General features: G+C 61.9%; 8 protein-coding genes. 4 read left to right on the forward strand and 4 right to left on the reverse strand.

What is annotated here, in order from left to right; all coding sequences use genetic code 11:
• Positions 1-173 precede the first annotated feature (173 nt).
• A complete protein-coding gene (gene glgA, locus Q4G32_RS13690) occupies positions 174-1,376 on the reverse strand; it encodes a glycogen synthase (RefSeq protein ID WP_303352273.1) in 1,203 nt (400 codons plus the stop codon).
• Between the two features lie 230 nt (positions 1,377-1,606).
• Here glgA and glgC point away from each other — a divergent pair, with 230 nt between their 5' ends.
• Positions 1,607-2,851, forward strand: a complete 1,245-nt coding sequence (gene glgC, locus Q4G32_RS13695; protein ID WP_303352275.1) for a glucose-1-phosphate adenylyltransferase — start codon at positions 1,607-1,609, stop codon at positions 2,849-2,851.
• 87 nt (positions 2,852-2,938) lie between these two features.
• Here the strand turns inward: glgC and Q4G32_RS13700 are convergent, their stop codons facing one another.
• The 3 genes from Q4G32_RS13700 to Q4G32_RS13710 are packed head-to-tail and all read right to left on the reverse strand — an operon-like array spanning position 2,939 to position 6,372.
• Positions 2,939-3,793, reverse strand: a complete 855-nt coding sequence (locus Q4G32_RS13700; protein ID WP_303352277.1) for a transglutaminase family protein — start codon at positions 3,791-3,793, stop codon at positions 2,939-2,941.
• Positions 3,790-4,734, reverse strand: a complete 945-nt coding sequence (locus tag Q4G32_RS13705; protein ID WP_303352279.1) for an alpha-E domain-containing protein — start codon at positions 4,732-4,734, stop codon at positions 3,790-3,792. Before Q4G32_RS13705 ends, Q4G32_RS13700 begins: the two co-directional genes overlap by 4 nt.
• A 3-nt stretch (positions 4,735-4,737) precedes the next feature.
• Complete coding sequence (locus Q4G32_RS13710; RefSeq protein ID WP_303352280.1) at positions 4,738-6,372, reverse strand: circularly permuted type 2 ATP-grasp protein; 1,635 nt, start codon at positions 6,370-6,372, stop codon at positions 4,738-4,740.
• A gap of 208 nt (positions 6,373-6,580) precedes the next feature.
• On the opposite strand from Q4G32_RS13710, the gene pepN reads away from it, so the two are divergent.
• The 3 genes from pepN to Q4G32_RS13725 all read left to right on the forward strand — a co-directional run bounded on the left by pepN (position 6,581) and on the right by Q4G32_RS13725 (position 12,485).
• Positions 6,581-9,352, forward strand: a complete 2,772-nt coding sequence (gene pepN, locus Q4G32_RS13715; RefSeq protein WP_303352282.1) for an aminopeptidase N — start codon at positions 6,581-6,583, stop codon at positions 9,350-9,352.
• A gap of 224 nt (positions 9,353-9,576) precedes the next feature.
• Positions 9,577-10,797, forward strand: a complete 1,221-nt coding sequence (locus Q4G32_RS13720; RefSeq protein WP_303352284.1) for a hypothetical protein — start codon at positions 9,577-9,579, stop codon at positions 10,795-10,797.
• A complete protein-coding gene (locus Q4G32_RS13725) occupies positions 10,794-12,485 on the forward strand; it encodes an ABC1 kinase family protein (RefSeq protein ID WP_303352286.1) in 1,692 nt (563 codons plus the stop codon). Before Q4G32_RS13720 ends, Q4G32_RS13725 begins: the two co-directional genes overlap by 4 nt.
• Positions 12,486-12,826: the final 341 nt, after the last annotated feature.

Genomic DNA, 12,826 nt, shown 5'->3' on the forward strand with positions numbered 1-12,826 from the left:
AATACGAGGACTAGCACCTCAAGCTAGCGCGTCTGCCTATTCCGCCACCCGCGCAGGTGACCGGCCAGCCCACAGAGGCACCAAAAGACCCCCGGACCCGCCAAGCAACGACGACGACTCTAGCACAAGCGCCACCCTCCCCCACCATCTCGGCGGGTGCCCGCAGCCAGCTGTCAGGCAGTCGGCAAGACCGACCGATACACGTCCAGGGTGCGTTCTGCGATCGCTTGCCAGGAGAAGTTTTCCTCTGCGCGCACGCGGCCGGCCTCCCCCATGGCGCGAGCGCGTTCGGGATCGGAAATGACTTCGGTCAGGGCAGCTGCAAAGTCGGACACAAACTTCTCCGGGTCCAGCGGAGTGCCGGAGCCGTCCTCCACTTGTTCAATGTCCACCAAACGGCCGGTCTGGCCATCCACCACAACTTCGGGGATGCCCCCCGTGGCGGTGGCTACGACGGCGGCCCCGCAGGCCATGGCTTCCAGGTTCACAATGCCCAGTGGCTCGTAAATGGAGGGGCAGGCAAAGGCGGTGGCGTGGGAGAGAATCTGGATGACTTCCCGGCGCGGGAGCATCTGTTCGATCAGCACCACACCATCGCGGGTGGCCTTGAGTTCTTCGATCAGGCCGTTGACCTCTGCGGCCAGCTCGGGAGTGTCAGCAGCACCCGCGCACAGGACCAGTTGGACCTCCGGGGGTAGCTGCAACGCTGCACGGAGCAGGAACGGGACGCCCTTTTGCCGGGTCACTCGCCCCACAAACACCACGGACGGCTTGGCAGGATCAATCCCGAACTTCTCCAGAATGTCCGTGGATTCATCCCGGTTCCACTGGGAGACGTCAATACCGTTGTGCACCACCTGCACCTTGTCCGGGTCAATCTCCGGGTAGCACCGCAGGATGTCCTTGCGCATGCCATCGGACACGGCGATCACGGCTGCGGCATTGAGGTAGGCGGTTTTCTCCACAAAGGAGGAGATGGCGTACCCGCCGCCCAGCTGCTCGGCTTTCCACGGCCGTAACGGTTCCAGGGAGTGCGCGGAGATCACATGTGGAATCCCGTGCATCAGAGAGGCAAGGTGCCCTGCCATGTTGGCGTACCACGTGTGGGAATGCACCAGGTCCGCTCCCCCGATGTCCCCGACCATGGCAAGGTCGGTTCCCAGGGTCTCGATGGTGGCGTTTTGACCTTTGAGGTCGGATGGCACCTGATAGGCCTGAACGTGCGCCCCGTGAAAATCGGGGTCACGCGGTTGGCCAAAGCAACGGACATTGAGTTCAACCAGCGGGGCCAGTACCCGGGAGAGCTCGGCGACATGAACGCCGGCTCCACCGTAGATGGCGGGCGGGAACTCCTTGGACACGATGTCGATACGCACGTGACCGAGACTACATACACTGGTCCCTGCGGCACACCTCCCATGACCAAAGCTGCGCAACCTTACGGTTGTTTTGCGCAACTTTTGAGCCACAGGCCGCAATGTAGCGCCGCGAACTTCACACATCGGGTTGTTTCGCGGTTGAGTTAGGCATGACGGTGGACTCCTGGTGACAGAAGCCACCTCCGGACACATCCGGAACCGCGACGACGACGTCCTGAGAGGTACACATGGCACGCGAAAAGGTACTTGCGATAGTCCTGGCCGGCGGCGAAGGCAAACGCCTGATGCCGCTCACCGAAGATCGAGCCAAGCCGGCTGTCCCCTTTGGTGGAACCTACCGGCTGATCGACTTTGCTCTGTCCAATCTGGTCAACTCCCGTTACCTGCAAATCGTGGTGCTGACCCAGTACAAGTCGCATTCGCTGGACCGGCACCTCTCCGAGACCTGGCGGCTCTCCACACTGTTGGGCAACTACATTGCTTCCGTCCCGGCACAGCAGCGGCACGGCAAGGATTGGTTCCTGGGCTCGGCCAACGCCATTTTCCAGTCCATGAACCTGATTGACGATGCCAAGCCGGACATCGTGGTGGTGGTCGGTGCGGATCACGTGTACCGCATGGACTTCTCCCAGATGGTGGACTTCCACATTGAGTCCGGTGCCAAGGCCACCGTGGCCGGTGTGCGCCAGCCGCTGGATCTGGTGACTTCTTTCGGTGTGATTGAGACTGATCCCAACGATCCCACCAAGATCACCCAGTTCGTGGAGAAGCCAGCCTCTACCCGTCCGCTGGACGATGATCCCACGCAGTTCTTGGCCTCCATGGGCAACTATGTGTTCGACACCGATGCCCTGGTGGAAGCCCTCCAGCAGGATGAGTCCCGTGAGGACACCAACCATGACATGGGCGGGGACATCATGCCGTACTTTGCTGATCGCGGTGAAGCGGTGGTGTACGACTTCACGAACAACGATGTTCCGGGTTCGACTGACCGTGATCGTCAGTACTGGCGCGACGTCGGGACGCTGGATTCCTATTACGACTCCCACATGGACCTGTTGCGGCCCATGCCCGTGTTCAATCTCTACAACACAGCCTGGCCGCTCTACACCCACCAGGTGACCGCGCCCCCGGCCAAGTTGGTCCGCGGCCCGTATCAGGAGGGTGGTTACGCCACAGATTCCATCCTCTCGCCGGGCGTGATTGTGGCCGGCGGGCGGGTCCAGGAGTCGGTGCTCTCTCCCAACGTGGTGGTGGGTAACCATGCCCGCATTGACGAATCGGTGCTGCTGCCCAACGTCCATGTGGAGGCGGACGCCGTGGTGGAGCGCTGCATTGTGGACAAGAACGTGGTGATTCCAGCGGGAACTCGCGTGGGTGTGAGCGCGGAGGAGGATCGGGCACGCGGTCTGCACGTCACGGAGTCCGGCATCACGGTGATCCCCAAGAACTACAAGTTCGACCAGTCCTGACACACCGCCGGAGCTCCGTTGCCCCCTCCACACCGTGGATTCAGGGAGTGACGGAGCTCCGGTCATCACGACGACGCCCGGGTCACCTCACGCTGTGCGGGTCACCTCAACGGTGACTTCCAGGGCTTGGGTTCCACCGCCGCCGGTCACCATGCCCTTGAGCGGTGGAACATCCTTGTAGTCACGGCCGTGTCCCACTTTGACGTGCAAGTCATCCAGGTACTTGTGATTGGTGGGGTCATAAGCAATCCACTCGCGGTCCCACCATTCCACCCACGCGTGGGATTCCCCTGCCACGGTCACTCCGATCCCGGCGGAGTCATCCGGGTGAAGGTAGCCGGAGACGTAGCGGGCCGGGATCCCCAAGTCACGCAGCACCGCCACGGCCACGTGTGCAAGGTCTTGGCAGACACCGCGGCCATCGGCCCACACGGCGTCGGCGTCGGTGTGAACACCAGTGACCCCGGATTCGTAGGTGATTTGCTCCCGAATCCGGCGGAACACGTCCTTGACCGCATCGGCTGGGGAATCGGCTGAATCGCGCACGGTCCGTGCCACCGCGCGTAATTCTTCCCCGGGAGTGGTCAGTTTGGTCGGGACCAGGTACTCGGCGTAATGATCCTGGTGCTCGGGGGCACCCAGGTGTTCCCAGCTCAACCCCGGGGCCTCCGGGTCCACCGATCGGCGGTTGACCTCCACCTCCGCGGAGGAACGCACCTCCAACGTGGAGTGGCGCGCGGGTACGTCAAAGTCCGCCACCCGGGTGCCAAAGTAGTCAACGTAGTTGTGGATGTTGGCGGTGCTGGGTTTGACGGCCAGTTCGGCTGTGAGCACCAGTTGTTCGTCGTCGGAGACCGGGGTCATGCGGGCCTCGTTGTGGGAGCGCTTGACCTTGGTGTCATACACGTAGCGGGTGACGTGATTGATGGTCAGCCGGGTCACAGGACGCCTCCAAACCAGGAAGATTCCTGTTCGTGGGTGAAGTATTTTTCGGTCACTGATTCCGCGGCCTCAGCAATCGCTGCCTGGACGTCATTGAGATGCCGTGGGAGGTCACGCATGAGGTCGTTGGTGTCCAGGTATTCCAGTTCCGCCCGCGAGCGTCCGATGATGCGCCGGGCATCGTTGGTGAAGCCCATGCGGCGTGAGCCGGGGTCCAGAGCTTCCAAAATGCGTTCGGCGTGGGTGAGGGAGTAAATGATGGAGCGTGGGAAGAGGCGGTCCAGGACCAGGAAGCGAACAGCGGATTCATCGTTGAAAGTGCCGTGCCGGGTGCGCAAAAAGGCCTCGTAGGCACCGGCGCAGTGCAGGATCTCCACCCAGGAGGTCTCCCCCGCGGGATTGCTGCTGGGGGGCAGTCCCGCGGTGCGGGTCCACAGGAGGCGTGCAGTCATGTCTGCACGTTCCAAGGTGACACCCAGGGTGAGGAACTGCCAGGACTGATCGTGGGACATGGTCATTTCTGCCTGGCCGCGGATGGTGGAAATCCGTTCGGCAGCCCACTGGCACATGCGGAAGGTACCCACAACGTCATGCCGGTGTTGGTTGAGCCCGTAATAGGTGGAGTTGACCGCTTCCCACATTTTGGAGGACACAATCTCCCGTGCCCGCCGGGAGTTTTCGCGGGCGGCGTTGACTGACCCGGCAATGGAGGTCAGGGAATCGCGGTTCCAGGCGAGTTCGTGGATGAGCATTCCAACGTCCGGATTGTCCGTGACGGGTGCACCCATGACTTCCATGATGCGCCGAACTTCACTGGATTGTTGGGCTTCCGGCAGCTGCGTGATGCGTTCCAGATGCACGTCCAGGATGCGGGAGACGCCGTCGGCGCGTTCCATGTACCGTCCGATCCAGAAGAGGGATTCGGCAATGCGGCTGAGCATGTCTCAGGCCTCCTGGGAATCGACGTGACGGGCGGGCGCCACGGAATGCGGGGGTGCAGGTGACTGCCGCATTTGCTGTTGCTGTTGCTGCTGATCTGTCAGGTCAGTGTCGTCGGCCCAGTGGGTGGCCACGGGGACGGCGGCCATGGAGGCCACGGTTTCCTCCCGTTCGGGGGGTGGCTCCACGGGGGCGGTGCGTTTGCCAATCACCCAGGTGTCCTTGGAACCGCCACCCTGGGAGGAGTTCACAATCAACGAGCCCTTGGTCATGGCCACGCGGGTCAGACCACCGGGCAGCACATACATGTCCTCCCCGGAGTTGACGCAGAAAGGCCGCAGATCAACGTGACGGGGGCTGAATCCTTCTCCGTCAAAGGTTGGGACTGTGGAGAGCTGCAGCACCGGCTGCGCAATCCAGCCGCGCGGGTCGGCAAGGACTTTCTCCCGCAGTTCCGCCAATTCCTGGGCGGTGGCGCGTGGACCGATCACAATGCCCTTGCCTCCGGAACCATCCACGGGTTTGACCACCAGTTCATCCAGATGAGCCAAAACGTATTCGCGGGCTTCCTCTTCCTCCAGACGGTAGGTGTCCACATTGGGCAGGATGGGTTCTTCAGCCAGGTAGTAGCGGATCAATTCCGGCACGTAGGAGTACACCAGCTTGTCATCGGCCACACCATTGCCAACGGCATTGGCAATGGTCACATTTCCGGCGCGAGCAGCGTTGACCAGTCCGGGGCACCCCAGTACCGATTCCGGAAGGAACTGGAGGGGATCGGTGAAGTCGTCGTCGATCCGCTTGTAAATCACGTCCACCCGCTGCTCACCCTCTGTGGTGCGCATGTAGACACGATCCCCCCGGACCACCAGGTCACGACCTTCCACCAGCTCCACCCCCATGAGCCCGGCCAGCAGAGTGTGTTCAAAGTAAGCGGAGTTGAAGACCCCGGGAGTCAGCACCACCACCACAGCGTCCTCCCCCGGCTCCGGTGCGGTGGCTTTCAATGCGTGCAGCAGGTGCCGAGGATAGGAGTCCACCGCCATGATGGGTGTGGACATGAAAGCCTCCGGGAGGCCCTTCATCATGGCGCGCCGGTTCTCAATCACGTAGGACACCCCGGACGGCACCCGCACGTTGTCCTCCAGGACGCGGAAGACACCGTCGTCATCGCGGACGACGTCGATACCGGCCACGTGAATCCGCACGCCCCCAGCCGGTTTGAATCCCCACACCTGACGGTGAAAGTGGGCGGAGGAGGTGATCAGTGAGCGCGGCACGATGCCATCGGTGATGACTTTCTGATCGCCGTAGACGTCATCCAGGAATATCTCCAGAGCCTTGACCCGCTGTTTGACACCGCGCTCCAGCACTTCCCACTCCTCCACGGTGAGGACGCGGGGCACAATGTCCAACGGGAAGGGGCGCTCTTCCCCGGCAAAGTCAAAGGTGACACCGCGGTCCAGAAAGGACCGTGCCATGGATTCATCCCGTGATGTCACATCCCCCAGGTCAAGGGAACCCAGGACATCTGAGACCCGGTTGAAGGCCGGGCGAACGTCTTGGGCGCCGGTGAACATTTCGTCGTAGGCACCCGAGCCCGCCATGTCATGGGCGTAGGTGGCGAACAGATCAGTCATGCGGCTCCGATCCCGTCCCTTCCTTTACAGCGGACGCGTCAAGCGATCCGATGATCTGTGCGTACCCCCAACACCACCTGGGTGGCACCGGATGGTTGAGTGGCAACATCTTGCCAGTGCGCCCCAGCGTGACACGACTGTGTTGCGGGTCCGTGACGCAACCCAGCGGTAGCATGCTGAGCATATTGGGTGAGACTAGGATAGTGGGGTGACTCACACAGATCTGACCCGCGCGGAAGCATTCACCCGGTCCCAGACCGTGAGTCTGAACGGTGTGACCGTGGAGCTGGATCTGCGTGGTGCACCTGATCCAGCGCAGGCCACTTTCGGGGTGAAGGTCACGTGGGATTTTCGGCTCCAAGACACCGCACCTGCAGCATCCACGTTTCTGGACTTCATCGGAGACGTTCACACGGTGGAGCTCAACGGCCAAGTATTGAGCGCAGCGCAATTGGCCACAGCTGTTCATGCGGACCGCATTCACCTGGACGGACTGAGCGAAACCAACCGGGTGGTGGTGGAAGGAGCCGGGTACTACTCACGTTCCGGGGAAGGTCTGCACCGCTACGTTGATCCCCAAGATGCTCAGACGTATCTCTACACGCAGTACGAACCCACGGATGCCCGCCGCGTGGTGCCGTGTTTTGACCAGCCGGATCTGCGCACCACATGGCACTTTGACGTGATCGCCCCGGCAGGATGGTCAGTGTCCTCCAACGCGCTTCCCGTGGGCCAGCGGGCACTGAACGACGACGACGTCGAGCGCGGGGCCGTCCGCCACTCCTTTGGACCCACGGCATCCATCCCCAGTTATCTGACCTCAGTGCTGGCAGGCCCCTACCACCGGGTGGATGCGAGCTGGACCAGCTCACACGGTCACCGACCCCAGACTTTGCCTCTGACGCTGTGGTGCCGGGCGAGTATGGCCGAGTATCTTCCGGCTGAGGAGCTTTTTGACCTCACCCGTCAGGGTTTGGACTTTTTCACCGAGCTGTTCGATCTTGAATTCCCGTTCGATTCCTACGAACAGGCGTTTGTTCCCGAGTACAACTTGGGGGCCATGGAGAACCCCGGATTGGTCACGCTCACGGAGGATTACCTGTTCCCGGATGGCCCCACCCACCAGCAGCGGGCTGCCCGAGCCAATACGGTTCTGCATGAAATGGCCCATATGTACTTTGGGGACCTGGTGACCATCCGGTGGTGGGAGGATCTGTGGCTCAAAGAATCTTTTGCGGAATTCATGGGTGCTCACGCGAGTGCCTCTGCCACTGAGTTCACACAGGCCTGGGCGGGATTTGCTGTCCAGCGCAAAGCCTGGGCGTACCGGCAGGATTCGCTGAGCACCACACACCCGATTGTGGCGGATGTGCCAGATGTGGCCGCGGCCCAACAGAATTTTGACGGAATCACCTACGCCAAGGGCGCTGCCGCCCTGAAGCAGTTGGTGGCCTACGTTGGGATCGACGAATTCACAGCTGCCTGCCGCCAATACTTTCGTCAGCATGCCTGGGCCTCTGCCAGTCTTCTCGACTTCCTCACGGCGCTGGAGGCTTCCTCCTCCCGTGACACCGGGCTCTGGGCACAGAAATGGTTGACCACGGAGGGTGCCACTGTCTTGAGGGTGGAGCAACGCGCGGATACCGTGGCCATCACGCCGCTCGGTACGGACACCGACCCCAATTCCAGGCGCCCGCACCACCTGCGCGTTGGGGTCTACCACTTCCTTCCACCCGGTCTTGCTCACGGCGCGGAGGGCACAGGTGCACAGGATGCGGTGGCTGCGGACAGCATCGACACTGAAGGGACGACGCCGGTGCTCACCCGCACACAGCTACTCACCGTGGATGTGGCTTCCGATCATCCGGTGGGGGAAGCCCTGGTGATTGATCTTCCACCGGCGGATAGCCCACTGGCAGTTACCGGAGAGGACTCAGCGGCACTGATCCCCCCGGCGTCGTTGACCAGTCCCCTGCCGCTGGAGAACCGGGTGCTGCTGCTCAACGACGACGACCTTGATTACGCCCACTTCCATCTTGACCCCGCCGGCGTGGCCCAACTCAAAGCTCATCTCAGTGCGCTGCCCACTGCCATGGCTCGCTCGGTGGCCTGGGCACATCTGTGGTCCATGCTGCGCCGCGGCCACCTACTGCCGGAGGATTTTCTGGCCGCGGTGATCAAGCACGTGTTTCTGGAAACAGAGTCCGTGGTTTTTGAAACGGTCTTGGACAGGGCACTGGAAACTCTGGAGAGCTATGTTGGACCGCAACATCGCGCAGAGCAGCGCCGCACCCTGAGTCGGCATGTGGCGCAACGCCTGCGCCAGGCTGCAGCGGGCTCGGACCAGCAAACCGCATTGGCCCGCATTCTGGGTCACCTGATTGCTCACGAGACGGAGTCGGCACGGTGGGTGCGGCAGCTCATGACGGGTGCAGAGGTCCTGCCCGGTCTGGAGTTGGGGCCGGCACTGCGATGGCGCTGGATGACGGGCCTGGTGGCATCCAATCAGGCGGTGGAATCCTGGATCCGGGAGGAAGCGGACCGGGACCATTCCCGGGCCAGTCAGATTGGTCAAGCCAGGACGCTGGCAGCACGCCCCACCCACTGGGCCAAGGAAGCTGCCTGGCAGAACATGCTCAACGGTGAATTGTCCAATGATCTTCTCAGCGCAACAGCCGCAGGATTTCAACTTGCTGATGACCACTTGATGGCACCGTACCGGGACCGTTACTTTGCCATGCTGGAACAGCAGTGGAGCAGCCAATCCACGGGCATGGCCACCCGTCTGGTCAAAGGGTTGTACCCGCGCACCTGCGATTTGGTGCCGGGCACCCCACCGGAAGAGGATCCGCTGCTGGGCCAGACTCAGGACTGGTTGGAGAATCACCCGGAAGCGCCTGCGGCACTGCGGCGTCTGATTCTGGAACAACGTGATGAACGCCGAATCCGGCTCCGTATTCAAGCCAATGCACGCAGATGAGGAACGGACGTGCGGCATCCCTGATGCAGGCCGCAGCACGGGTAGGTGCAGATGAAACTGCCCATGCTCTGCGATGGCTGTGGCGCAACAATCCGCACCACCTGCATGGATTCATGACAGACTAGAGCCCGTCCGGTGCCCCGGATGAGCGCGTGACCAGGTTGACCTGCGCACCACGCTTCCCCGCCCCCTGGCATTAGGGACCCTCCAGCAAAAGGGAGACCATGACCACCTACGCACTCAATGACCGCGGTTCTCTGGAAATCGTCACGGAGAACTTCTATGACGCGGAGATCTTGCGCGTTTTTGGTGCGTTGTCCTACGGCTCGGTGGAGACTTATGCGGGGACCGCGGAGTTGGTGCCGGAACCGGACAATCCCGTTGATCCCCAGACCATTGCGGTGCGGGTGGGCGCCGATCAAGTGGGCCATCTGACCAAAGAAGACGCCGCGCGGTACTGGCCGGCTGTCACCCGCGTGGTGGCCTCAGACCTGACCCCCACGGCACCCGTGATCATCAAGGCATCCCTGGTGGATGCCGATGGCGTTGCGGAGGTGGATGCCACGGCGCGTATTCAGTTGTCTCCCCCGGATCTTCTGTTTCCAGTCAACGCCGCACCGCAGCGCTCAACCGTGTTGCCGCAGGGTTCGTCCATCAAAGTCTTGGATGAGCAGGACCACGCTGCCTACCTCCATGCCATTCTTCCGGCCTCCGGAGAGGCCCGGCTCTTTCTGACTCTGGAAGTCAATCAGGTCCGTACGGCTCACGGTGATCACGTGGAAATTGTGGAAGTGCTCCATGAACGTCAAGTGGTGGGCCGGTTTTCCACACAGCTTTCTGAACAGTTCATCCCGGTGATCCGGCACGCCTTTGAGCACGATCTGCTCACCGCAGCATGGGGAACCATTCGCGGTTCCGCGTATGAGGTTTCCTTGACCGTGCAGGCTGCGCGCCCCGAGGCCATCGACCCCGAATGGTACGCCCTGTTGCCGCGCGTTGGTCAGGAGCTGGTGCCGGAAGCAGATTCCTACCCGGTGCCCAACGCCTACGTTCCCACGGAGGCTGAACGGGGTAAGAACGCCAGGAAATGGCGCAAAGGTATGGCGGCCTCCGGCGCGCAGAACTCTCAGAGCCGTACGGGATCCAGTACAGCAACTCGTGTGGATCACGGCGCTGCAGCCAGTTGGTCCCAGAGCAGCCGCGTGACGGTGTGGATTCTGGCGGGAGTGACCCTGCTGCTCTTGGTGGTCAGCTTGGTGTTCCTGGGACGTGAACCGTTGGTGAGTGCATTGGCAGTGATTGTGGCTGCGGCCACCGGCGGCATGGCCCTCTACCTGAGGTCTTTGTTCGGCCCGTCAACGGCCAACTCTGCACGGTCTGCGGTGAACTCTGCCCAACCTGCGGCAAATCCTGCACAGTCTGGGGAGACCACGAATAACGGATGATTTCCCGGCGCGAACGTCTCCTCCAGATCCTGGAGGTCCTCTCCAAACACGGTTTCGGCTTTGCCCTGGGCGGGCTGAAGCCGGAGTGGCGGAGCTATCTGGCCAAGGTACGCCTGATTGACCCGGACAAGATCCAACCCCAGCCCGAACATCTGCGCTTGGCACTGGAAGAACTGGGCCCCACATTTGTGAAGCTGGGGCAGTTGGCTTCAACTCGGCCGGACCTGTTGCCGCCGGCCTACGCGCGGGAATTGGCCACGCTGCAGGACAACTCACCGCCCATCCCACCGGAAGTCATCCGTGACCTCCTGGCGCAAAGCCCGGAGACGGGTGCAGAGGAGATTCTGCAGCACATTGATCCCGTGCCATTGGCCACCGGGTCCATCGGTCAAGCCCATGCGGGACGCTTCCGCGGTGAAGATGTTGTGGTCAAGATCCGGCGCCCGGACATTGTGGATGAGGTTAACCGGGACCTTGAGATTCTGCGGGAACTGGCGGTGCTGCTGACCCGCTACTGGCCAGGGGTCCAGTACCAGGACCTGATCGGGCTGGTGGATGAGTTTGCCGCCTCCATGCGGGAGGAAATGGACTACCTGGCGGAAGCCCGCAATACGGAGCGGATGCGGGAGAATTTTGCCGCGCATCCAGCCATTGTGATTCCGGAGGTGTTCTGGGAGGCCACCACCACCAGAATCCTGACCACTCAGCGCATGACCGGTATGAAGATCAGTGACACCGCTGCGCTGGATGCCGCCGGTCTTGATCGGCACCAGGTGGCGGTCACCGCCACGGATGCGCTGTGCAAGATGATTTTTGAGGACGGCTTTTTCCATGCCGATCCGCATCCTGGAAACCTGTTTGTCCACCCCGATGGGTCGATCGCCATGATCGACTTTGGCATGGTGGGCACTTTGTCCGAAGAATTCCGGGACTCGCTGGTGACCCTGATGATGGGCGTGGTGCAAGGCAATGCGCGCCGCGCGGCGAGCGGCATCCTTGCCCTGACCGACACCGCCGGTCAGGAATTGGACCGGGCCAAGTTGGACCGCGACATTGATGCCATGCTGCGCCGCTACGCCAACCGGCCGTTGGCCGAGGTGCGTATCGGTTCCCTGATGAGTGACCTGGTGGCCACTTTGCGGCGTCACCGGTTGCGGCTGCCCCGTCAGTCAGCGCTGTTTCTGCGGATGGTTCTCACGGCGGAGGCAATTGGGACGGGGCTGGACCCGGAGTTCGATCTGGTGGCTGTCATGCAGCCTTATGCACAGCGCTTTGTGCTCAAACGGCTCTCCCCCGAAGCCCTGGTGGGTAGGGTTCGGGACCTTCTTCAAGACGCAGTGCAGATGGGCGCTGAAGCCCCTGATGTGTTGCGGAGGGTGCTGGGAGTGTTGGAGCACGGGGGTTTTGACGTTCACCTGCGTGGCGATGAGCTTCAACCTCTCCTGAACCAGACGGAGAAGATTGGGCATCAGCTCATTGCCGGTGCGGTGATCGCGGCCACCATCAACGGGATGTCCCATGTGGTTGCCTCGGACGCGGAACGGTTTGCCAAGTTGCGGCTACCTGTCCTGGTGGGCGGCACCGGCATGGTGGGTGCACTGTCCGGCTACCTTGCAGTGTCCACGGCAGCGCCGCGGACACGCAGGCTGATAGCGGGACTGCGGGCACGACGTCGCAGTACCTCCTGAGCACCCGGGCTCAGAACACGCGGAGAGATATTCCAGTCAAATGAATGCAGCTGTCCTCCAGAGTGAGTACAATTTTAGTCGTTCAGTAGGGTGTCCATCGTTTGTTCACGATCTGCACCGTCAGGCGGTTGAAAGCTCAGGTGGTACGTGAAGTTCGGCAAGAGCCAGGCGGATCATGGTCATCACGGGACGCAGCGTCACGCCAAGGTTTTGGCTCAAATATCCGGAGAGGTCCGCCTGGGCGGGGAATATGCTCCCTTTGACCCTCCCCCGGAGGTTCTACGGCAAACCGGCTCTTCACAATCCAGGGTGTAGTCGCGGTCTGAACCCGCCGGCTTCCA

The organism is Kocuria sp. (assembly GCF_030538595.1).
Taxonomy (GTDB): Bacteria; Actinomycetota; Actinomycetes; order Actinomycetales; family Micrococcaceae; genus Kocuria.

Coding starts and splice junctions, on each gene's coding strand:
- glgC (WP_303352275.1), top strand. CDS start 1,607: ATGGCACGCGAAAAGGTACTTGCGATAGTCCTGGCCGGCGGCGAAGGC.
- Q4G32_RS13705 (WP_303352279.1), bottom strand. CDS start 4,734: ATGCTCAGCCGCATTGCCGAATCCCTCTTCTGGATCGGACGGTACATG.
- Q4G32_RS13710 (WP_303352280.1), bottom strand. CDS start 6,372: ATGACTGATCTGTTCGCCACCTACGCCCATGACATGGCGGGCTCGGGT.
- Q4G32_RS13720 (WP_303352284.1), top strand. CDS start 9,577: ATGACCACCTACGCACTCAATGACCGCGGTTCTCTGGAAATCGTCACG.
- Q4G32_RS13725 (WP_303352286.1), top strand. CDS start 10,794: ATGATTTCCCGGCGCGAACGTCTCCTCCAGATCCTGGAGGTCCTCTCC.